The sequence below is a fragment of the Vibrio sp. PID17_43 genome, from assembly GCF_002608565.1.
In the GTDB taxonomy this organism is placed as follows: Bacteria; Pseudomonadota; Gammaproteobacteria; order Enterobacterales; family Vibrionaceae; genus Vibrio.
On the sequence record NZ_LIXM01000013.1, the window covers coordinates 1 to 24,322 of the forward strand.

General features: G+C 46.3%; 13 protein-coding genes and 1 pseudogene. 6 read left to right on the top strand and 8 right to left on the bottom strand.

All coding sequences use genetic code 11. From position 1 onward, the window contains the following. Positions 1-106: 106 nt before the first annotated feature. Positions 107-4,066 (bottom strand): pullulanase-type alpha-1,6-glucosidase, encoded by a 3,960-nt coding sequence (pulA, locus tag AK965_RS10625; protein WP_099079587.1) that lies wholly within the window; start codon positions 4,064-4,066, stop codon positions 107-109. A 527-nt stretch (positions 4,067-4,593) separates the two neighbouring features. Here pulA and AK965_RS10630 point away from each other — a divergent pair. The 3 genes and pseudogenes from AK965_RS10630 to pdxY all read left to right on the top strand — a co-directional run bounded on the left by AK965_RS10630 (position 4,594) and on the right by pdxY (position 7,116). Next, complete coding sequence (locus AK965_RS10630) at positions 4,594-5,790, top strand: tetratricopeptide repeat protein (RefSeq protein WP_099079588.1); 1,197 nt, start codon at positions 4,594-4,596, stop codon at positions 5,788-5,790. Between the two features lie 210 nt (positions 5,791-6,000). Next, positions 6,001-6,145, top strand: a pseudogene (locus tag AK965_RS20935) (AbrB/MazE/SpoVT family DNA-binding domain-containing protein). 101 nt (positions 6,146-6,246) lie between these two features. Continuing rightward, a complete protein-coding gene (gene pdxY / locus AK965_RS10640; RefSeq protein ID WP_099079589.1) occupies positions 6,247-7,116 on the top strand; it encodes a pyridoxal kinase PdxY in 870 nt (289 codons plus the stop codon). A 95-nt stretch (positions 7,117-7,211) separates the two neighbouring features. Here pdxY and sstT read toward each other — a convergent pair whose 3' ends face one another. The 7 genes from sstT to malT form a co-directional block, all read right to left on the bottom strand. Then, entirely contained in the window at positions 7,212-8,429 is a 1,218-nt protein-coding gene (sstT, locus tag AK965_RS10645; protein ID WP_099079590.1) for a serine/threonine transporter SstT, read from the bottom strand. A 365-nt stretch (positions 8,430-8,794) separates the two neighbouring features. Continuing rightward, positions 8,795-9,871: a ribosome small subunit-dependent GTPase A gene (rsgA, locus tag AK965_RS10650; RefSeq protein ID WP_099079591.1), complete on the bottom strand. Its 1,077-nt coding sequence runs from the start codon at positions 9,869-9,871 to the stop codon at positions 8,795-8,797. Between the two features lie 517 nt (positions 9,872-10,388). Further along, entirely contained in the window at positions 10,389-10,853 is a 465-nt protein-coding gene (locus AK965_RS10655) for a copper chaperone PCu(A)C (RefSeq protein ID WP_099079592.1), read from the bottom strand. Further along, a complete protein-coding gene (locus AK965_RS10660) occupies positions 10,843-11,454 on the bottom strand; it encodes an SCO family protein (protein ID WP_099079593.1) in 612 nt (203 codons plus the stop codon). The genes AK965_RS10655 and AK965_RS10660 overlap by 11 nt, the downstream gene beginning before the upstream one ends. A gap of 9 nt (positions 11,455-11,463) precedes the next feature. Then, positions 11,464-11,889, bottom strand: a complete 426-nt coding sequence (locus AK965_RS10665) for a hypothetical protein (protein WP_099079594.1) — start codon at positions 11,887-11,889, stop codon at positions 11,464-11,466. Positions 11,890-12,055: 166 nt separating this feature from the next. Beyond that, entirely contained in the window at positions 12,056-12,973 is a 918-nt protein-coding gene (locus AK965_RS10670) for a DUF368 domain-containing protein (RefSeq protein WP_099079595.1), read from the bottom strand. A gap of 818 nt (positions 12,974-13,791) precedes the next feature. Beyond that, positions 13,792-16,500, bottom strand: a complete 2,709-nt coding sequence (malT, locus tag AK965_RS10675; protein WP_099079596.1) for an HTH-type transcriptional regulator MalT — start codon at positions 16,498-16,500, stop codon at positions 13,792-13,794. 568 nt (positions 16,501-17,068) lie between these two features. On the opposite strand from malT, the gene AK965_RS10680 reads away from it, so the two are divergent. The 3 genes from AK965_RS10680 (at position 17,069) to glgB (ending at position 24,262) form a co-directional block, all read left to right on the top strand. Further along, positions 17,069-19,522, top strand: a complete 2,454-nt coding sequence (locus tag AK965_RS10680; protein WP_099079597.1) for a glycogen/starch/alpha-glucan phosphorylase — start codon at positions 17,069-17,071, stop codon at positions 19,520-19,522. A gap of 112 nt (positions 19,523-19,634) precedes the next feature. Then, positions 19,635-21,815, top strand: a complete 2,181-nt coding sequence (gene malQ / locus AK965_RS10685; RefSeq protein ID WP_099079598.1) for a 4-alpha-glucanotransferase — start codon at positions 19,635-19,637, stop codon at positions 21,813-21,815. Between the two features lie 218 nt (positions 21,816-22,033). After that, positions 22,034-24,262, top strand: coding sequence for a 1,4-alpha-glucan branching protein GlgB (glgB, locus tag AK965_RS10690; RefSeq protein WP_099079599.1), 2,229 nt, complete (start codon positions 22,034-22,036; stop codon positions 24,260-24,262). Positions 24,263-24,322 lie beyond the last annotated feature (60 nt).

The window sequence follows — 24,322 nt, forward strand, 5'->3', positions numbered from 1 at the left end:
CCCCCATAGCTGCACACTTGGCTTTTTCATTACTTGGCCAATAGTGAGCCATAAATAAAAAAGGGAAGCATAACGCTTCCCTTTTATCTTGTTGTAATCTTAACGGTTAGTTCTTGGTTACCGTTACGATTGGCGCGGTCTTATCTGCTGCATTGAAGTGGAAGCGGTAGTTTCCATTTTCTGGTAACGTGATGCTGATGTTGCCACTTGCACTGCCAGCTTCCATTGTTAGAGGCGTACCGAACTCAATCGCACCTTGACCACCAAAGTTAGTTGAAGCTGCCCAGTCAGAGCTTGCTACCTTCATCTCGAATGTCCCTGCTGTTAGGTCGATGTTTAGTGAGTAAACATCATTCGCTACGTAGCTGAACTTCGCGGTTTCAATGGCTGCCCAGCCCGCGTCGGTCACATCACCACGTAGATAAAGTGCCGTTTCGCCGAATGTTGGAGCATCTGCTGCTTTGGTTACCGACACGACAGGTTTTTCAACGTTATCATCTTGTTCATGGATCGCATTTAGAATGAATGTATATTTACCTGTCTCTGCAATAGATAGTTGACAGTTCCCCTCAGCCCCAAGGTCGAGAGAACCGCTTGCCAACTCAACCGCATCACAACCAAAGTTTGGTGTCCCCCAGTTACCGTCGGCAAACTTAAAGCCATAGTCGCCTGCTTCTAACACGCCAGTTACTGAGTAAATGCCGTTACCAATAAAGGACATTTCCCACTCCGCAGCAGGATTCCAACCATTCATGTCTCCACGAATGTAAACCTTAGTGTCACCGTACGGAGGAATGCTAGAGACATCCTTTTCGCCCACAGGCAGACCAGTACCTTGTGCCCCGTTTTGTGGCTGAACAAAGACCGCCGTCGTCAGGGCTGGTACTGTGAATGTATCGCCAGAGAAGCTCGCACCTTTCACCGTTGTGTCCATCGAGTTCTTCTGAACGTTATGCAGTTCGAAGCTTGTGGCACCTTCAACTTTGAATGATTGCTCTGTCGCTGTTGAGTTTACCACGGCAACGATGGCATCGTAGTTTTGGTCGAGGTCCGCACCTGCCGAAGTACCGTCATCGATAGACATAACGATCAAGCCCTCTACTTGGTTTTGACCTACGTTATGGAAATCAACACGGTTCATCACTTCCTGAGCCGTATCTAAGCGGAACAGTTCGCTTGTACTACGGATTGTCAGTAACTCTAGGAATTGTTGTTTCGTTTGCTCGATGTCTGTTGTATCTGGCTTCGTTGTGCTATCTCCAATGATGGTTTTGATCAGCGCCCAGTTTGCACCGTCTTTGTCTTCACGAGGCAGACCAACGTTCCAGTTGTTGTCTGTGCCGTCGAAGAATACACGGTTAAACCAATCGCCCGAATCGTAAGAATCACGCTGCATCGATTTTGAGCGTAGTAATTCAGAGCCCATGTGGATAAATGGGATACCTTGCCCTAGCATCACAGTGGATAGGGATACTGACTGCATACGAGCACGGTCAGCTGAACTTGTTCCGGCGTCCACTTTGTAGGCGTTATTGTCCCAAAGCGTTTGGTTATCGTGTTTAGAGACGTAAGAGATGTTCTCTGAAGGCGCTTTCGTGTAACCCGCTGGCGCACCATTGTAGTCAACATTTTTACCCAGCTTAGTTTCGCCGGTGTAATCGATAAGAATAAAGTCAGCGAGGTTACCTGCCATGCCTAGACGCACAAGATCTTGATTGTGTAATGCACCATCAATTTCGTCTTGGCTACCCGTTTGCAGTTCATTCGGGTATGCGGCATTGCCGAAACCTTGGTTTTTGCGTAACCCGGTTCCCGCACCATCAAATGGTGAACCACCACGAACCGCATCACGGAGACGGTCAGAGAAGGTGCCGATGTCAGTGCCTGCCATGTTGATTTGATTTGCTTGATCAAAGCGCGCGTTGTTTGCGACTTCACCAAAGTCCCAACCTTCACCATAGAACAGTGTATTCGGATCAATCTTACGAACTTGCTCCAGCGCATAAACCATCACGTCTTTAGGTTGGTGACCCATCAAGTCGAAACGGAAACCGTCTACTTTGTAGTCGTCAGCCCAAACCAGCAATGAGTCCACCATCAGTTTACCCATCATCAAGTTTTCCGTTGCGGTGTTGTCACAACAGGTTGAGTTCTCGACGCCGCCAGTGTTGACGTTAAGGCGGTGGTAATATCCAGGGACGATCTTATCCAGAACCGATTTGTCGTTTACGCCAGATGCGTTGGTGTGGTTGTACACCACGTCCATGACAAGCTTCAGATCCATCTTGTGGGTCGCTTGCACCATTTCGCGGAATTCCAGAATACGCTTGGAGCCGTTCGGATCCGTCGCGTAACTGCCTTCTGGAACCGTGTAATGGAATGGGTCGTAACCCCAGTTAAAGCTGTCTAGCATGCGCAGATCATTCATCAACGCTTGTGCTGCGCCTGTTGTTGGATCGTAGCGGTTTAGCACATCTTCAATGACTTTCGCGTCATCTTCTGTTCCACAAATCGATGCTGCTGGTTTGATGCCACATAGCTTGCCAACGGTATCGGTGATGTCTACGCGTTTCTCTGCGTTTTCATCTACGGTCGCAATGTCGAAGGCAGGCAGAATATGAAGCGTAGTAAGACCGGCGTCTTTCAGTGCTTGAAGGTGAGTAACCGACTCTCGGTCAGCTTCCGTTAGCGCGAGATATTTACCATTCAGGCTAGGCGTTCCTTTGCTATCACTGAAGCTGAAGTCCCGAAGGTGAGATTCATACAATACGTGATCTGCGTCTTTTTCAACGGTTGGGCGAACGTAGTTATCCCATTCTGCTGGTTTCAAGTTTGCACTATCGAGATCAACAACTTGTGAGTACATTGAGTTCTGAGACAAGCTTAATGAGTATGGGTCTGTCACCAAGCGCGTTTCTACAACACCAGTTGTTGGATGATAAACGGTGACTTTATAGTGATAGTATTGGTTTAGGGCATGACTCTGCGCCTCTGATGCCCAAATACCAGTTTCGGGATTTTCCGTCATCTCAATCGTAGAGACTTCTTTAAAATTCTCATCGTAGATGACTAGGTCGACATTTTGTGCAGTTGGCGCCCAAAGTTTAAATGTCGCTGCGCTGCCCTCAACGATTGCACCAAGGGTTTCTCCAATTGCGTTACCAGTATTGGCATCTGCAAATACGGCGTCGAGCACACCAGGCTTTTGTACCTCTGTTGCTGAAATAACGTCACCATCTGCGTTATAAGCCACCATGACGATTTGTGACTTCAGGATAGAGCGCAATGTATCGGTATCAACATCGATCCCTGCGGCTGGTAAACTAGCAAGGTGACGGAAACGCGTTTTTAATGGTTCAGACAATTCACCCGCTTTCGTCAGTTCAACCGCTGTACCGCCTGTGATTTGCTTGTCTTCATCCATCGAGATGTCGTTGGTCAAACTATAGAAAAGCTTCATGATGTCGGCATTTGCTGCCGCTTCCCACGCGATCGTGTTCGCGTCTAACCAGTGCGCTTTTTGGCCATCGATGTCGACCGGGCGTTCTTCAATTGGCTCATAGTAAAGTTCGCTGCTACCATGGAAACCGAACAGACCTTTCGATTCGCCGAGCTTAGTGAGCTCAACTTTCGAGTTTGCGCTGCCGAATGCTTTTTCATCGCCTTTGTGCAGAATGAAGTTCATGCATGTGTGAGGATCGTTCGCATCAGGATCCATTTTGAGTACGTAATATGCGCCGTAGGTTTCACTGATGCCAGTGAAGAGCAGTGGTGCTCCCCAATCTGTGCCACTATCTGCAATGCCCATGGCTTCTAGGTCAGTACTGGTACAACCTTCACCATTCCAAAGGTGCAGACCCCAGCCGTCATAGTTACTGTTTTTTGCGGTTGAGGCCACATCGCGTTTGTAGTAGATGACCACTTCGTTCTCTCCCGCAGGGTATAAACCGGAACTTGGTTTAACGGTGTCATCATTGGAGTTGCCACAACCACTGATCACCGCGACGGAGAACAATGGCAATACAGTTTTAGCAATCGTTGTTAATTTGAATATTTTATTGTCCACGTTTACAAATCCATTTTTATTTGGGTATATAGGCGAAATGCCGAAAGTAGATGTTCAAATAAATGCTAATACAGTCAGTCATCAGCAAAGTGTGAGAGGGGGCCGTTTAGTTTTTTACAAGAGAAAAATTTCTATTCGAAGGGGTTTTGCTCGCAATTTTGATAATAAAACGTGTGCATAATGAGATGTTCAGCGCAGCTTAACGACGTCATTGTTTATAGGAGGAGAAGAGGAGGATGAGAAGGGAGGAGAATACCTCAGCCCCAAAACCGTGATTTGGTTCAATAAAATCTGGGTGAATATTTCTTGTCGAAAAATAAGTAGGATTGATGTGAGGCAATCTTATCGAATACTTTGATGGGATACTTCAGATTTTACTCAAGCGGTCGTTATATAATAGAGCGGTAATTTACTTCAAGATGCTCGGGTATACACCCATGGTTGGCGTGTCACTCGTCTCAGCATTTTCAATACTCCCCGGTTTGTGGGAAGTTCAACATAGGCCCTGACCTAAAAAGAGGATGCTTATGAGTAGTATGGGCATTGCTATTGCGGCAACTGGCCTTTCACTCGTCCTGATATTTTTTTGGATGATCTCGTTGTCAATGCGTAAGCAACGGCTTCAGGCAGAGAGGAAAGCTCGCGAAGTGGCGTATCGCAAAGCGATGCAAAAAGCACGAGAGCAAGAACAAAAAGAGCGAAAGTTTAAAGCAGAAACCGGTCATATCCCGACGATTTTGTTTTTGGCCAAAGAAGCAGAGCGAGAAAATATTAAGGAAGCTCTGTATTGGTACGATAAAGCGGCCAAACTGGACAACATTACTGGCATGTACGGTATGGTGAGACTGAGCGAGCGGATGCGTGAAGATGTCATTCTAAGAGAGCAAGCCAATTTCTGGCGCATGGCTATTGCTGGATTGGAAGGTGATGTAGATGCGACCTTTGCTACAGGTAAAGCGCTCGTCTTTGGCCGAGGAGTAGAGAAGAACCTAGCGAAGGGACATCAACTTATCGAAGCGGCCGCCAACAATGGTTGTATTGCCGCAATGCTGCATATGGGGGAGTGGCAACTTTCCCCTGAGAACGTTTTAGGCCGTAGTGCGGATGCATTGTATTGGTTTATGAAAGCAGCAGATAAAGACAGCGCTGATGGAAAGATCCAAGTTGGACTTTGTCATCTAAATGGCATTGGCACAGAAATGAGCATGGTAAAAGGATGTTATTGGCTAGAGAGAGCCGCTGAAAGTGGTAACGCAGAGGCGATGTTCCATGCTGGTGATGCGTGGAAGGACACCAGTAAAACAGGTAATGCGATTGCGTATATATGGCTCTTTCTTTCTGCGAATATGGGTTTTGAACCTGCACGAGCACTGCGCGATGAGGTCGCTAGTAACATCGGCGTAGATGTGGTTGTCGGTTTGCAATCTATTGCGAAGCCTCTTCAACGTAAACTGGTATCTGGTATGGTGAAGAAGCATTCCATTATCCGTGCATTAAATAAAGTTTATAAGCGTGAAGCATACTTCCCAAGTGGCGCAAAATTGTCCGAAGAGCTTCATCATGCGGATCAAGAAGAGACGCAATCACAGGGTGAGCTTTTAGAGTTAGGTCTTCAGTCTAAGTTGGTTGAGGAGCCTGCATTCTCTACAACCCTCTCTAAGGAGGCACTCGACTTTACGCAAAACTTCTTACAGCCACAGAATCTCAACAAGCCTCATTCGTGAGGCTTTCTTAACGATACCCAAGCATCTAGACGTTACTTGGATAGTATTTCGCACTATTCTAGATTAGTTACCAGCGTATTTTCAATTGAGTCTTCCCGTATGCTGTGTGGAAGGCTCTTTTTTTGGAGAACTGAAAACCCATTTTTAACAATTGGAGCACGAAAGATGATTAGCTAACCTGTTGAGTTCGCGGACGATACCGGCGTAGTCATTCCAAGCGTGAACCTGACTGAACCTCGGGATAACAGAGGGGGATACCCTCAAGATTGCGCTCAACAAAGTCAAAATGGAAATTAAGAAAATGGTCCTGAAAGCGAGCTCCCTTATCGGCTCCAGTGAAGAGCATGAGAATTGAGTTAGAGAATCCTAGTTTGTCGGATACACTACGTCTTTCGTGAATTTGGCGCTTGACGCTGTCTTTGAATTATTGATAACAACAAGAAGAGGTCTGGTACTATGCAAGGTATCCTCTCTATACAATCGCATGTTGCTTTTGGCCACGCTGGTAACAGCAGTGCTGTTTTCCCGATGCAACGTATGGGTTTCGAAGTGTGGCCTATTCACACGGTTCAATTTTCTAACCACACTCAGTATCAAGAGGGTTGGACGGGCCGTGCGTTTTCGGCTGACGACATCAGTGAATTAGTTTGTGGTCTTGGCAACATTGGCGCGCTAGAAAAATGCCAAGCGGTATTGACTGGCTATCAAGGTAGTGCAGAGCAGTGCTTAGCTGTTGTCGACACGGTGACTAAAGTGAAACAGGCTAACCCTGAAGCGCTTTATGTGTGTGATCCAGTAATGGGCGCGCCTGACAAAGGCTGTATCGTTGCGCCAGGTATTGCGGATCATTTGTTGACTCGATTGATGCCGATGGCGGATGTGATCGTGCCAAATCAGTTCGAACTAAGTCAATTTGCTGAAATGGAAATCCACACGCTAGACGATGCAATCACGGCGTGTCAGCGTGCTCTGGAGAAAGGACCTAAAGTCGTATTGGTGAAACACTTGTACTGCCTGTCAGACTCAAGCTTCAACATGTTGTTAGCGACCCAAGAAGGCACCTACTTAGCGAAGCGTCCTCATTTCGAATTTGCTAAAGCACCAGTGGGAGCGGGCGATTTGATCTCGGCGATCTTCACTGCAGGCTTACTGAAAGGGTGGACACCGAAGCAGGCGTTCCAACATTGTCATGATGCTTGCTTTGGCGTACTTAACGCGACTTTCCAAGCGGGTGAATGGGAACTGCAAACCATCGCGGCCCAACAAGAGTTCGTTGAGCCTAGTGCACACTTCCCATTGGAAGAAGTGACACTAAGCCACTTATAATCGTGACGTTTATACTACCCATGCATTTGAAGGCAACGGGAAAAAAGAAAGGGGGAGCAAATTGGCTCCCCCTTTGTTTATTTTCGCACTGCGTTTCAGTGTTCTTTTTGTTGCTCTGCACGGCACACAGCGGCGGTGAAGATAACATCTGTTGAGCTGTTTAGTGCCGTTTCAGCCGAGTCTTGAATCACACCGATGATAAAGCCAACGGCAACAACCTGCATCGCCACATCGTTAGAGATACCAAATAGACCACACGCAAGTGGGATAAGTAGCAGAGAACCACCGGCTACGCCAGATGCACCACATGCAGAAACCGCTGCCACAATGCTAAGAAGTAGAGCCGTCATTAGGTCGATTTCAATGCCCATCGTATGCACTGCTGCAAGTGTTAGCGTGGTAATGGTAATTGCCGCACCTGCCATGTTGATGGTCGCACCAAGTGGGATAGACACAGAATAAGTATCTTCATCTAGCTTTAGTTTTTCACACAGTGTCATATTCACCGGGATATTTGCAGCACTTGAACGAGTGAAAAATGCGGTTACACCACTTTCACGAAGGCATTGAAACACCAATGGGTAAGGGTTCTGCTTGGTTTTGTAGTACACGATTGCTGGGTTTACCACTAATGCAATGATCGCCATCGCACTTAGCAGTACCGCTAGCAGGTGAGCGTAGCTGGCTAATGCGCCAAAACCCGTTGTTGCAAACGTTGATGCAACTAGGCCAAAGATACCAAATGGTGCCAGACGAATGATGAAGCGAACAATATGAGAAACACTGTGGCTTAGATCTTCAAATACCGCTTTCGTTGTTGCTGACGCGTGATGAAGTGCCAGACCAAGACCCACACCCCAAGCAAGAATCCCGATGTAGTTTGCTTCTACGAGGGCGTTCACAGGGTTATCAACCAGTTTGAACAGCAGTGTTTGAATGACTTCTGCAATGCCTTGTGGTGGTGTTGCACCTTCAGCACCAGTTACTAGCATTAAATTAGTTGGGAAAAGGAAGCTAAGAACTACCGCAGTTAGTGCCGCAAAAAAAGTACCGGCTAAGTAAAGCACCACGATTGGACGCATGTAAGTGTGTTGGTTTTTCTTTTGGTTTGCGATAGATGCCGCGACTAAGATGAATACTAAGATCGGAGCAATCGCTTTTAGTGCGCCAACAAAAAGGTTACCTAGCATGCCAACGCTTTCGGCGTGGTTGGGTGAGATTGTTGCTAATAAGATCCCGAGGACGATCCCGACGAGAATTTGGAGGACGAGGTTACCACGAGCGTATCGGGCAACGAGGCTGTTGTGTTGCATACATCATTCCTGCAATTTATGTCTGAGCAACGGCGTAATGTTCCTTGAACGAAAAGGGGGGCCAAATATTGATTTATGCGTTGCTAAGAGCTCTGATTATCGATTTTCCAATTTAATCAATTCAGCTAATTTACCCGCTGAATATCACACATCTTAACTTGGTAATATTTTGTGTCTAGTTTTAGTTTATTCTAAGGATGATTGTTTGCAAAAAGTTGATTTGGGTGAGGGTGATGTTGTTATGTGTAACTAAGTATTAATGGCGGGGCGGCATTAGATTCTAAAAAGGAGGCTTTCGCCTCCTTGGTATTATCGCTAATAAGAAAACAGCATACACCCAAGCATCTCGAGGTTACTTGGGTATATCAAAAACCTTGCTGACGCTTACGTTTACCATCAACAACACTGCGCACCATTTTGCCGAACTGTTTGTTTTGCGCTCTCTGCTCTGCGAGAGTCGCGCCGTTATGGGCTTGTTCGCGCAATAACTTCTGATAGTTAGTAAAGCGTCGTAATTCAAGAGCGCCGTTTTCAATGGCGGCTTGAATAGCACAACCCGGCTCGGTTTGATGTTGGCAATCACTGAATCGACAGTTTTCTGCTAGTGCTTCAACATCGGCAAAGGTTTCACTGACGCCCGTTTCGCAATCCGCTAGTTGGATCTCCCGCATTCCCGGCGTGTCCATTAAGATCCCACCGGAAGGCAGTAGATGGATTGAGCGTGCAGTCGTTGTGTGTCGACCCTTGCTGTCATCCTCGCGAATGTCGCCTGTTGCTTGTTCTTGCTCTCCGAGTAGAGTATTGACCAAGGTAGACTTACCTACACCAGAAGACCCGATGAAAGCAACAGTCTGACCTTCACCACACCAACTCTTCAACTTAGCAACGCTTGCCTTATTCAGACCATTGACACTTTCTACCATAAGCAGTGGGTCGAGTTTTTGTACTTGAGCTTTGAACTCGTCAGCATCTTCACATAAGTCTGCTTTCGTCAGTACAATCACGGGCTCTACGTCAGCTTCATTGATGAGTGCTAAATAACGCTCAATACGGCTGAGGTTAAAGTCGTGGTTGAGTGAACAAACGATAAAGACAGTGTCCACGTTGGCGGCGATTAGCTGCTCCGCGACTTTACTGCCGGCGGCTTTACGGCTGAACAGGCTGCGACGTTCAAGTAAACGAGAAAACTGCTGCTGGTGGTTTAGTATCACCCAATCGCCCACCGTCATGCTAGGTAGCGAGGTCTGGATAGGGAGATGGATTTCGCCTTGTTCGCTAACCAAGACATAGCCACTACGATGGTGAGCAATCACTCGTGCGAAAAGCGTGTCTTCGTAATCGTCTAATGTCAGTTGTTGGTGAAAAAATGGTTTCCAACCTAATCGCTTTAATGGGTTAGGTTGAGTAAGTAGTGCTTCACAAAAAGAGTGTGTTTTGTTCATTGTTGAATTATCCCAGGCGCAACAAAGTGCATTAATACAAACCGCATTAGGGTCTAATTCGCATAGAGCTGACCCCGGTGAAGGCCGGGCAAAGAAGGGAGGAGTTGTGGCTCAGCCATGATAAAAGTTGGATGTTTACCCTTTCACTGCCCAGTTAGTGCTATTCATTACAATCATCATATTTCCTCTTAGTTGGTGAGTTAACGACTGGAGTATAACGGCTGTAATTCGAATCTTACAACTTCTTTGCGTTTTTTAGAGTTATATTCGACGCTCTTCCATCACTTGTGAATAGGCGAGAAATCGATTGTAGCATTGCGTAAAAAATACTTGTAAATCGCGCCTTGATTATATGTCTAAGTGACTTTACGCCAAGTCATTCTCGCCAAATCGGGTATGGGTATATCTAAGAAGGGAAGTCGTAGCACGGAGGTAAAGCGAAATCACGCTTTGAGCTCACCAACTGAAATAAAAAACGCTCCTGATGTACAGGAGCGCTAACAGATGATTCAAGCGATTAATGATGAACGTGCTTTTTCATTCCTGCCATCACTTTCTTAACGGGTGCTTTAAAGCTTTGTTTCTGGCCATTGTCGTAAGTAACAGTCACTTCGATTTCATCACCTTCGTTAAGCGGTTTTGTCAGGTCAAATAGCATGATGTGCAGGCTGCCTGGCTTAAGCTCGGTGGTTTCGTTCGCCTTTAGCGTGATGCGTTCAATTTGGCGCATTTGCATCACGTCACCATCTTTAATTACGTCATGCAGTTCCACTTTTCCGGCTGCAGGTGTTTCTGCTGCGATGATATTGATGTCCTCTTGGCTACGGTTGGCGAACGTGACAAAGACCGCACTCGTCAATGCACCAGGTGCCATTGCACGTGCATATGGGTCCTGCGGCATGACACTTAAGTTCGCTTGAGCAATCGAACTAAGTAGAAGTGCGCCCAGCACTAGCGTTTTGATTGCGTGTTTAACCTTCATTCGAATTTCCTTCTGCAGTCAGTTTTGAAATGGCGTCGACGATCGGCGCTGGTGTGAGTGTGTGCGGCACCTTGGTAATCAGCGTACCGTCAGGTTTTAAGAAGTAAAAGTAGGAACTGTGGTCTAGGGTGTATTTTAGCTCGGATCCTTCAAGCTCAGTCTTACGGAAAATGACGCCATAGCGGTGAGCGAGAGGAGTAGTGACATCGAGTGGTGCCGACAGGCCTTCAATCATTGGGTGGAAGTAGTGGGCGTATTTAGCAGAAGCATCCGCTTCATCACGTTCTGGGTCGAGAGAAATGAACATAGGACGAAGTTTTGCTTTTTGTTCATCATCAATTTGGTTCAACGCACCAGCCAACATCGCGAGTGATGTTGGGCATACGTCAGGGCAACGCGTAAAACCAAAGTACACCACGCGCACACGTTCGTCGCCCGTATCAAAAATCCTGACAGGCGTATCGCCTTCACCGAAGAGAATAACCTGTTCAGAGGTGGCTGCTTGCTTTTTCTCGGTTTCTGCTTGTCCATCTAAGTAGGTTTTGGTGCCAAAGCCGAGCACGAATGCGACCACGAGAAATAGGGACCAGTTGCGGCTCATAAGCGTTCCTTATCTTTGCATTTTTATGGCAGGGTAAATGGTGCTCTGCCCATCTGTGAGTTTTCCGACCCATGTCATGGTATCGTGCATACATACGGGCAGGGTTATCTCTCCTGAGTATGTGCCTAAAGCTTCTTTTTTAAGCACAAATTTAGGTTCTCCCATGTCCATTTCTCGTCCTGAAAGGCTCAGGACTAATTGTTCCGCTTGGCTGTCATGCCATGAGACTTCTAAATAGGCAGGAATCAGAGGTTGAGCGGTATCCACATTGAGTGTCATGCTGACTCCTTGTTGGAGACAAGCCGTGGTTGAGAGCAAGCAATACTCATCGAGAGGCTTTGATTCGGGAGCGGAAGAGAGCTTGTGGATGAGGTCGGGCGCGTAAAAACCCGCGACTAAAGCCGCAACCATCCCTAAGATTTTTAACACTTTCATTAAGATTCAGCATTTATAACTTAACATTGCCCGCATCCTAGCACAGATGCAAAACGTAAAAAGGTGTCACGTCGACAAATTTTGTACTACTCCTATGTAATTGAGTGGGTTGTGGAAATAAAAAAACGGAGCACTTGGCTCCGCTTTTCAATGGTTTTGTATTAGCTTATTTGCCCGAATCTGCGAATTTCTCTAGACCAAGGACAAGCGCAATGGCGACCAGCATCATGATAATCGCTAAGACCAGCTGCGAAGGTTGCGAGGTGATGTGCTCGAATTCAAACGGTGACAGGTTGTGTTGCAATAGTGGTACTTGCTCGCCTTTTGAATTAGTGCGCCAAGTCAGCGTCTCTTTCCATGGCCAAATTTTAGGCAACGTACCGATCATTAAGCCTGTTAGGAACATTAATGTGAAGTCGCGGAACTTGCGTAGTAACCAAGACAATAAATGCGAGAAAGAAAGTAGACCAATCACGCACCCAGTCAAGAATAAGGCGAGAATATCGACTTGGAGCCCCTTTACTGCAGCGAGAACAGGCGTGTACATTCCGATCAGAAGCAAAATGAAGCTGCCAGAAATCCCCGGTAAGATCATGGCACAGATGGCGATGGCCCCCGCAAGCAGAGTGTTCATCGCTGTTGGTTCTATATGTAATGGGTTAAGAACCGTAATGCTGTAGGCAAAAGCCACACCTGCGAGTAGGGTGACAAAGCTTAGGGCATCGCGTCTTTCCACTTGGCGAACGATGTGGTACACGGACACCAAAATCAGACCGAAAAAGAAAGACCAAATTGGAATAGGGTGTGTGTCGAGTAACCAAGTAATTAACTTCGCTAGGGTCACGATACTGGTAAAGACCCCAGTAAACAGCGAGATAAGAAAGAAGCCATTTATATGATTAAACGCGGCTTTAAAGCCATCTCTTCGCCAAATAGAGAAAAGTGATGGATTAATGCGACGAATACTTTCTAGAAGCGTGTCATAAATGCCCGTGATGAATGCAATGGTACCGCCTGATACGCCAGGAACAACATCGGCTGCACCCATCGCCATTCCTTTAAAGAAGGTGATTAGATAGTTCATTTCTCGAGTACTAAGTCATGTAGATGGTATTGAGTATACAAACATTGATGCCAAAAAAGTATGAAATAGTGGTACGGATGATATCGAAACAAATGCCAATTCTGAGAAAAGTAAGTACTTTACGACTTTAAGCTTGGGAAACACAGAGTGATATGGCGTTGTGCGCGGTGTCTATCTCTTAAGTAACCATCGCTGTTAGTTAGGTAAATTACAGCAAATAACAGACAAATACGGTGAATCTAGTTGTTTGATGACTTATTTATCATTTATGTTATCGAGTTGCGCAATGCAAATGCAATTTGCATTATTGTTTTGCATTTTGCAAAAGGTTGTTGCTTAAAGGAATTTGATATGAGATATCGTGCCCAAAAATAACACTTTACATTCATGGCATGATTAATGCATAATTTGTCTCGACCCTTCTTAAGCCGAGGGTCACCTAGCCAACTGACGTTGTTAGTGAATACATATTGTTCACATCAAATATAAGCCAATCGCGTTTATTGCGGTTGGCTTTTTTTTGTCTGAACGATATTCCTAAGGCAACCAACCCTTTGGGAGCGTGTCACTGAGACAATGTTATCGTTAAACAACTTGGAAAGAATTCGCGACTATGTTGCGTTATTTTCTTTGAGCTTGAGTCAGCGACCACGCACTGAATCCTGCATCTTGAAACCACTGGGTGTATATCTAGGTGATGTTGCTATATGTGAAAAGTTGCTTATTTTCTTTGCAATTTGCATTATTTGATAAAATTGCGAAAAAAAAGGGCTGACGTATTACGTCAACCCGGTGTTTTACAGCGGTCATCTAACGGCTTAATAGCCCATCAACTGCAACAAGTTTTCTGCTGTAACAATCGCTTCTTTACGATTAGCAATATTCAGTTTCTGATATAAGTTGCGAATGTGCGTCTTGATAGTCGTGCCAGCAACATCCAATTCTTGAGCAATTTGTTCATTGCTAAAGCCCGAATAAATTAAGCCCAGTACTTGCCATTCACGTTGAGTGAGTGGGCTAGTACGCACTAGTTCTGGCACGTTCGGGTGATTCACCAATTTTTCGATGAAGTCTTCATCAAAGTGAATGGATCGACTCCGCTGATTGGAAGAGATGTCTTTCATCAACTGTTGGGCGCGGTGACGCTCTAGATCGCCCAATTCATGGCGTAGACTCAGTTTTTCGAGTAATCCGCCAATGATCGCGCCATCAATAAGGAAGTTGCCAATCATACCGGTTTGGTTGGTCATCACCAATGCCTCTTTCAGCAGATCTTTTGCTTGTTCCTCGTCTTTTTGACGCACCGCAAATACCGCCTCTACGACTAGGTTGCGGTTGGTGTCAGTGATCAAATTGGCACGCAGTGCTTCACTTTTTAAGAATTCCAACGCTTGGCGAGCTTCATCGTACTGACCCAAATTAATGTGGGCACGTACGATGTTACGCCACTGAAGTTGCTGGAAGTGGTTGCATGCTGACTCAGGGCGCACAGCAGTAATTAACCACTCTTGAATCGCTTCTATATTGCCACGGGCTTGCCAGAAAAGGATCAACGACAGTGAGGCATTTGCTGTCCAATCGACGTGGTAAGTCGATTGATTCATCAAGTGTTGAATGTGCTCAATGAACTTGCCCGCTTTGTCCAGTTCACCACGGCCAATTGCAATACGTGCCAGCATAGAATAGCTGTGTAAGTGCTTGCTTGGTGAATGGTTTTCCAGGATTTGCAGACCCTTGTACGCACACTCTTCGGCTTCATCTAGACGATTCCAACACCAGAAAACTTGCGCACGAATACGCAGCAAGAACTCGTGCAAAGGAACATGCTGCAGTTGTTGGTCTTCAATCAAGCGGAAGGCGGAATCTTGCAATTCGAATGCTGCTTGAACGTAACCTTGCGCGATCATGATCTCACTTTGCTGCAAGATAGCCCAAAGTGCTTGGTGGTATACCTGATATTGGCGTGCCAGTTTTTCAGTTTGTTGCATCATCGGCAACGCTCGGTCTAGTTGACCAAGCACATGATTCACTTCACCTACGACTGAGGTTGCAACGATACGGCTACGGTATATCGTTGAACTTAGCTGGCTCAACGCCAGTTCAGCGAGTTCAAGCGCGCGTTCTGGCTGGTTACTATTTATGGCAACTTGGGCAAGTAGGGCATTGGCTTGGCCTTGGTAGCCAGAGTCTAATTCGATCTTGCGCTTAGTGTGTTCCTTTTCTGCCTCTGCTAGTAGCTTGCCAACTTGATTATAGCGATGCTGACTTTGCGCTAGCCAAGCACGTAGCATGGTTAATTTAGGGTGACTAAACAGCAGCTCACGATCAAGTTGGTTAATTGCCGCTTCGAGAGTGGCCAACTCACCTTGGTTAAACATCTTCCAGCCAAACTCGTTAAGAATTTCAATGATTAAGATTATGTCACTGGATTTCTGTGCATGATGGAGCGCTTGATGTGGTGCTTTTTGGTTTAGCCACGCTACGGCGGCATTGCGGTGTAAGTCTTTTTCTTGCTGAGGAATGCGAGCAAGACGCTCATGAGATAAAAACTCACCAAACAGATTATGGAAACGGAACCAGTTTTGCTCTCCTTCTAACGGATAGATGAAAAGACCGTATCGGTTGAGCGATTCAATCATGCCTAATGCATCTTCACGTTGAGTCAACGCGAACACCAGCTCATCATTGAAGTGGTTCAAAACCGACACTTGCATGAGAAAATGACGGGTTTCGTTATCGAGTAGGTCAAAAACCTCTTCAACTAAGTAATCCCATAGATGAGCGTGATTAAACTGAGAAACTGACTCTACCGTTTGCGCGAGAGTACGGTTTTGATGCTGTGCTTGTAGTGCAATGAGCTGCAATGCCGATGGCCACCCTTCTACGTAACCGCGTAGGTTGTTTGCCATATCTTCATCAATGCCATCGGCAATGCGTTGGTTAAAAAAGCGCGTGGTTTCTTCGGTATCGAATGCCAGCAGCTCATTGCCAATTTCGATCATCAGGTCACGCACTCGTAGGTTAGCAGTCCCTAGTGGTGGGTTAGCACGACTCGTCACGACCACCGTGAGGTTATCTGGCATGTGCTTTAAGAAAAAACGCATCGATTCATGGATTTCGTCGTTGGCGATCAGATGGTAATCATCTAAAACGATATAACACTCGTACTGAAAATCTTCCATCTCAGCGAAAACTTCGCTAAATAAAGAGCGTAAAGAAGAGAATTGACGCTTTTCAGCCAGCTTTTGAGCGTTAGAGCAACTGTAATTGGTTGCTTTGTTTAAAGCTTGTAGTAAGTAATTGACGAAACGGAAGCCATCATTGTCGCTATCGTCGATGCTATACCACCCGACGTTTGGCTTATCTGACAACCATTGAGCTGCCATGGTTGTTTTGCCGTAACCAGCAGGGGAGCGAAACAAAACCAGTTTGTAGTAAGGCGCATGTTGTAGTAAGTCCAACACTCGTGGGCGGACGATGGCATTGTGTAAGCGCCCGGGGCGAGTGAGTTTAGATGGAATCCACATTGTTAATTCTGTCCTTAAATTTTTGAGCTAGCGAAACTAGAAACAGACCCACACGACCAAATTTTGATTGTGTGCAAAAAATGTTAGGGTGGCGAGTCGCTTTGAATGGTACGACATGAGAAATGCTATTTACTTTGATCCACTTCCTAATTCTTAAGAACTGAGTAAACATTGCTCATCTACGCCCTGATTTTGTGATTTTAATCACCTAAATGTTGATTTTGTTAGTCTCGTGTAGATTGGGTTGCGCGATTTTTACAGAAAAACCATTAGCGTAAAATCTTTTAATGTGATCGATAAGACAGTTTTTACATCCCAGTAAAAAGGTCAATTAAAAAAACGTCATGAATAAAATTTACTCTTTCTCTAAATTGGTTGTGATCTGAATCACCAAGAAGGACTGGATAGTCTGTCGTGTTGGGATTTGGATCACTATCTTTGCAATGCACCCCCCCCTACGCCCTACCCCCTACTCCTATCAGGGAGGAGAAATAGGAGGATGTTTCTTCACAGAGGGAAATGCAGGATGTATAGCAGATGAATTACTACAAGACGTGAGCATTTCTTTATGAAACCTACTCAACAGAAACAATTTGACAAGAAGTCGTTCCAAGAAAGCGTGAAGAAACATCTATCTGTCACTTACGCACATACGATTGAAAATGCAGATAGCCGCGCTTGGTATCTAGCAATGGGGCGCGCATTGGCTGAATTCACAACATGCGATTTGTTGGCCACAGAAGAAGATCCTCGCATTAAGAATGCGAAAAGTGTTAACTACCTTTCACTAGAATTCCTTATCGGTCGTTTGACTGGTAACAACCTAATCAGCATGGGCCTTTACGAAGAGATCACTGAAGCAATGGCTGAACTAGGTCACAACCTAACAGACCTTCTAGAAGAAGAGCGTGACCCATCATTGGGTAACGGTGGTCTAGGTCGTCTAGCGGCATGTTTCATGGACTCATGTGCAGCGCAAGAATTCCCAACCGTAGGTTACGGCCTGCACTACGAATACGGTCTGTTTAAGCAGTCGTTCAAAGATGGTCGTCAACAAGAAGCGCCAGACGCATGGCGTGGCGTTGAAGGTTACCCATGGGAAATTGCTCGTCCAGAGCTCGCACAAGAAATCGGCTTCTATGGTCACGTTGAAGTGGTCAACGTGAACGGTAAAGAAGTTCGTAAATGGGTTCCTGGCATGTCTGTAAAAGCAATGCCTTGGGATCTACCTATTGTAGGTTACGAATCAGATACGGTTTACCCTCTACGTCTTTGGGAATGTCAGGCAATTGCACCATTCTCACTAGCTAGCTTTAACAATGGTGATTACTTCGAAGCGCAACACGCGCTGATCGACGCAGGTAACATCACCAAAGTGCTTTACCCGAACGATAACCACGAGAAAGGTAAAACACTGCGTCTAATGCAACAGTACTTCCACTCAGCAGCGTCTGTGCGCGACATCCTACGTCGCCACGAAGCAGCAGGTTACACGCTCGCGGAATTGCCGAAGCAAGAGACTATCCAGCTAAACGATACGCACCCAACGATTGCTATCCCTGAGCTAATGCGCATCCTAGTGGACGAGAAAGGTCTTACTTGGGAAGCGGCTTGGGAAATCAGCTCTCACACGTTCGCGTACACCAACCACACGCTACTACCAGAAGCGCTAGAGACATGGCCAGAGTCGCTAATCCAGCGTCTACTTCCACGTCATATGGAAATCATTTTTGAAATCAACCACCGCTTCCTACAAGAAGTTCGATCGATGTGGCCTGGTGACGGTGAGAAGCAAGCTAAGCTCTCTATCATTCAAGAAGGTTTCAACCGCATGGTTCGCATGGCTAACCTATGTGTCATCGGTTCTTACGCGGTAAACGGCGTAGCAGCGCTTCACTCTGAGTTGGTTAAGAAAGACCTATTCCCAGAGTTCCACGAGATGTACCCAACTCGTCTACATAATGTAACGAATGGTATTACGCCTCGTCGTTGGTTGAAGTTCTGTAACCCAGGCCTTTCTAAGCTAATCACAGAGAAAGTGGGTTCAGAATGGCCAGCGAAACTAGAGCAACTTGAAGGTATTGCTCAGTACGCTACTGACGCGAAATTCCAAAAAGAATTCATGGCAGTGAAGAAAGAGAACAAAGAGCGCCTCGCGAATTGGGTGAAAGAGAACATGGGTATCGAACTCGATACGAATGCTATCTTCGACGTTCAAATCAAGCGTCTGCACGAGTACAAGCGTCAGCATCTCGATCTGCTACACATTCTATCTCTATACCACCGCATCCTAAACGAGCCTAGTTTTGAATGTGAGCCACGCGTATGTTTCTTCGCAGCGAAAGCAGCACCAGGTTACCACCTAGCGAAAGAAATTATGTTCGCAGTGAACAAGGTTGCCGATAAGATCAACAACGATCCTCGCATCGGTAACAAGCTTAAAGTGGTATTTATCCCTGATTACCGCGTGAGCATGGCCGAGATCATCATCCCTGCGGCAGATGTTTCACAGCAAATCTCGCTAGCGGGTAAGGAAGCATCGGGTACAGGTAACATGAAGATGGCTCTTAACGGTGCACTAACTATCGGTACGATGGATGGCGCGAACGTTGAGATTCGTGAAGAGGTGGGTGATGAAAACATCTATATCTTCGGTCTTGATGTTGAGGGCGTGAAAGCGGTTAAAGCAGCTGGCTACAACCCTTACGACTACTACAATGCTGACCACTTACTGAAAGCGTCTCTAGACCTACTAACAGGTGAAGAGTTCACGCCAGGTCAACCAGGTCTACTACGTGCAACGTACGACAGTTTACTTGATGGTGGTGACCCATACCTATGTCTTGCTGACTTCGCATCTTATGTGAAAGCGCATGAAGAAATGGGCAAACAATACAAAGACCAAGCAGGTTGGGCTAAGAAAGCCATTCTTAACACTGCCCTAGTTGGTAAGTTCACATCAGACCGCTCAATCCGAGATTATGTGAACAACATCTGGAAACTTGAAACAGTAAAGCGTTAACAAAGCCCAGTTAAGACCAAGGTAGCCGAGCGCTACCTTTGGCATTTTTAAATAATTATCGATAAAAAAAGACCCTACATGGAAGGTGTTGGTATTACCTTCGGAGAAAGCGATGAAAGAACAAACAGCATTAAAGAAAGTCGCAGACATGGCGCGATTGGCTGATAGCTACGTCAGCGCGTGGGGAGACGAGGCAAAAGTTTCTGAAGAAACATTACGCCGTTTGCTCACTTCACTTGGCTACGATACTAGCAGCGACGAGAAGCTACTGGCTTCTGCTGAGAAAAAGCATAAGAAAGACGTACTAGCCCCAGTTCTTGTTTTACGCGACGGCGAGCCAGTCGAAGTGGAACTAAACCTAGGTACGAGTGCTCGCGAGAGTGAATTTAGCTGGCGTTTAGAAACAGAACAAGGAGAGGTACTTGAAGGCTATCTTCAGTCTCAAATTGTTCGTGACGAACGTGCTGAGGGTGGCCCTCTAGTGTTTGCATTGCCAAAGAACTTGGCATGGGGTTACCACAAACTGATCATTATCCGTAAGCGCCGTAAGACGCCTTATGAAATGTCGTTGATCGTCACACCAAAAGCGTGTTTCAAACAAGAAGATCTCAACCAGCATAAAAAGCTATGGGGCCCAAGCATCCAGCTTTACACGCTACGCACTCAGCATAACTGGGGTATCGGTGACTTTGGCGATCTTAAGCAGTTGGTGAGTGACATTGCCTCTCGTGGCGGTGACTTCATTGGTTTGAACCCAATTCACTCGTTGTTCCCTGCGAACCCAGAAGCCGCAAGCCCATACAGCCCATCTTCTCGCTGTTGGCTGAACATCATGTATATCGACGTAAGTTCAGTACCTGAGTTCGCGTTAAGTAAAGAGGCGCAGCAGCACGTTGGTAATGCGGATTTCCAACAACGTTTGCAAAAAGCGCGAGAATCACACTGGGTCAACTACACCGAAGTGTCTGAGCTCAAGATGAGCGTTCTACCGCTGCTATTTAGTGAGTTCAAAGCACGCCATCTAGATAAGAATACGGTTCGTGCTCGTGCATTCTTAGAGTTCGTTGAGCTAGGTGGCGAAAGCCTACTTCACCAAGCCGCATTCGATGCGCTACACGGTGAACTGCATGCTCAAGATTCAAGCGTGTGGGGCTGGCCGGTATTCCCTGAGAAATATCGCACATTTAATTCTGTGGAGACTCAGAAATACATTAAAGATAACCAAGACCGTGTTCACTTGTACATGTATTTACAATGGATCGCAGACAGCCAGATCAAAGAAGCGCAAGCACTGGCCAAAGAGAAAGGAATGTCTGTCGGTCTTTACCGCGACCTAGCGGTAGGTGTTGCGGATTCTGGTAGTGAAACTTGGGCGGATGAAGGAAACCTAGTGTTGGATGCGAGCATTGGTGCGCCACCTGATGTTCTTGGCCCTCTAGGCCAAAATTGGGGTCTACCTCCGCTAAATCCACAAGTGCTGCAAGCAACAGGCTACGATGCGTACATCAAGCTGCTACGTGCAAACATGAAGCACTGTGGTGCGCTACGTATTGACCATGTGCTGGGTCTTTTGCGTCTGTGGTGGATTCCAAAAGGCGAGAAGGCGACAGAAGGTGCTTACCTGTACTATCCAGTGGAAGACATGCTAGCAATTTTGGCGCTAGAGTCACACCGTTATCAGTGTTCTGTTATCGGTGAAGATTTAGGTACGGTACCAGATGAAATCGTCGACATTCTTCGTGATGCAGGCGTGCATTCTTACAAAGTCTTCTTCTTCGAAACCTCAAAAGAGGATGGTGGTTTTATTTCACCTAAGCACTATGCTGAACAATCTATGTCGGCACTTTGTACGCACGATATGCCAACTCTACGTGGTTTTTGGCATTGTGATGACCTGAAAATGGGGCGTGAAATTGGCTTGTATCCAGATGAAGAGCAGCTAGAAGATTTGTTTGGCGATCGCCTTAAGTGCAAACAGGGTATTCTAGATAGTGTTCGTTGGCATGGTTACTTACCGGAAGGTATCGGTCATGATGCGCAGTATGTGCCTATGGATTCTTTCTTAAGTGAAGCACTGCAACTGCATGTTGCTGCCGGTGACTCTGCGTTGCTTAGTGTGCAACTTGAAGACTGGCTAGAAATGGACCAACCGGTCAATATTCCTGGTACGGTAGATGAGTATCCAAACTGGCGTCGTAAACTGTCGATGAACCTTGATGAAATATTCAGTCGTGAATACGTAAACCGTATATCTCGACGCCTTACTGAAGTACGCGCGAAAGCAAGTAAATAAGTTGAGAAAGGTGACCTAAGTACCAATGAAATTAATTCCGTCAAGGTATGAAACTATAGCCTAGGTCACTCATTAAATCGGCACAATCCGTTAGGATGGAGTACCGTTATTATGCCCGCAACAATAGCGGGCATTTTTGTTTTTTGACGGCGTTTTATTCGAAGTTTGAATAAAGCCATGTCTTTTGTGAATACACAACGTTTGGCTGTGGAAACTCGATGTTCAAAATCTTTATGGAGAATATCGGTGCTAGGGAGAATAAATTGAAAACTAAGGTAAAGAAAAACTACCAACGCGCTTATGAATTACTTGCTGAGGCGGCTTACTCAGACCCATTTGCGTCGCTTGGTCCATTCATTGATGACGGTGAAGGCTCGTTACGCGTTTGGATGCCTGGTGCTGACAAAGTTGAGTTGGTGATCAGTGGTGAGCCTCGTGTGGAACTGGATCGCAAAGGCGAAAGTGGTTTTATCCTAAAAGAAAAGCGCGATTTACATCTGACTCACTATCAACTTGCGGTAGACTGGAATGGCGTAGAACAGCTTGTTGACGACCCTTACCAGTACCATAATATCTATCAAGAATACGAACATCTGCATACACCAAAAGAGATGTATCGCTACATGGGTGCACAATTTGTGACACTAGAGCGAGGTGGTGAAAATATCACTGGTGTTCGTTTCCTTGTCTACGCACCTCACGCTTCGGCAATCAGCTTAGTGGGTGGATTCAATCAGTGGGACGGTCGTCGTCACCCAATGCAGCGTCTGGATTACGGTATTTGGGGCTTGTTCATTCCTGGCTTGGAAGAGGGCGTACAATATAAATTTGAACTCAAAGGTCCAAATGGGGAAGGACTTCCTCACAAACAAGACCCTTGGGGCTTCTACTCCGAACAATACCCGTCATTCGCTTCCATCACTTACGATCACAATCGTTACCAATGGCAAGATGCGAAATGGCAAAACCGTCCAGTTACTCAAAAATGCGATGAAGCCTTGTCTTTTTACGAACTGCATGCAGGCTCTTGGAAGCGCAATTCGGATGGTGATTTCCTAAACTACCGTGAATTAGCCGCAGAGCTTGTGCCATACCTCGTAGATATGGGTTACACCCACGTTGAGCTAATGCCAGTTTCTGAACACCCATTCTTTGGCTCTTGGGGTTATCAGCCAGTTGGCCTATTTGCGCCAACCAGTCGTTACGGCTCACCTGATGACTTTAAATTTTTCGTTGATGCGTGTCACCAAGCGGGTATTGGTGTCGTACTTGACTGGGTACCGGCACACTTCCCATCCGACGATCATGGTTTGGCTAATTTCGATGGCACACCACTGTTCCACGATCCCGATCCTCGTCGCGGTTGGCACCAAGATTGGAACTCGTACATCTACGATTTAGGTCGTGAGCATGTGCGTCGCTTTCTAGTTTCCAACGCGCTGTACTGGTTTGAGCAATTCCATATCGATGGTATCCGTGTGGATGCGGTAGCTTCGATGCTTTATCTTGATTATTCACGCAGCCACGATCAGTGGATCCCGAATGTAGACGGTGGTAATGAGAACTACGACGCGATCGCAACGCTGAAATGGATGAACGAAGAAGTGTACAAGCACTTCCCGAATGCGATGACAATTGCTGAAGAATCTACGGCATTCCCTGGCGTGTCAGCACCTACTTTTATGGGCGGTTTAGGCTTTGGCTTTAAGTGGAACATGGGCTGGATGCATGACAGCCTTTCTTACATCAAAGAAGAATCTGTTCACCGCAAATACCACCATAATACCATCACGTTCCCACTTGTTTATGCACACAGTGAGAACTATGTATTGTCGCTGTCGCATGATGAAGTGGTGTATGGCAAAGGTTCCATCCACAACAAGATGCCGGGTGATGAGTGGCAGCAAACCGCGAACCTACGCGCTTACTACGGCTACATGTATGGCCAACCGGGTAAAAAGCTGAACTTCATGGGCGCAGAGCTTGGCCAAACCGCCGAATGGAACCATGACGATCAGCTGCAATGGTTCTTGTTGGAGTTCGGTCGCCATAAAGGCGTGCAGACATTGATTCGTGACTTGAACCATTTGTACCGCAATGAAGCAGCGATGCATGATCAAGATAGCTCACCTGCCGGTTTTGAATGGCGTTTACAAGATGAAGCGGATGCGAGCATTTTAGCGCATGAGCGTATCAGTCAAGATGGTGAGCGTGTACTGGTGATCAGCAACTTCACGCCAGTGCCACATGAGCGTTTCCGTTTAGGTGTTCCGATGGAAGGTGAGTATGAGCTTTTACTGAGCACCGATGATGCAAAATACGACGGAAGTGGTTTTGAAGTACTGACCAATGTAGTAACGGAAGAAGTGGAAAGCGAGTCACTACCTCAATCGATAGCGCTGCGTTTACCGCCATTATCGACGGTGTTCTACAAGTTGGTTAAGTAAACCTCTGTAGCGAAAAACTAAAAACCCAATATCGAGCCCGTTTTACAATGTAAATCGGGC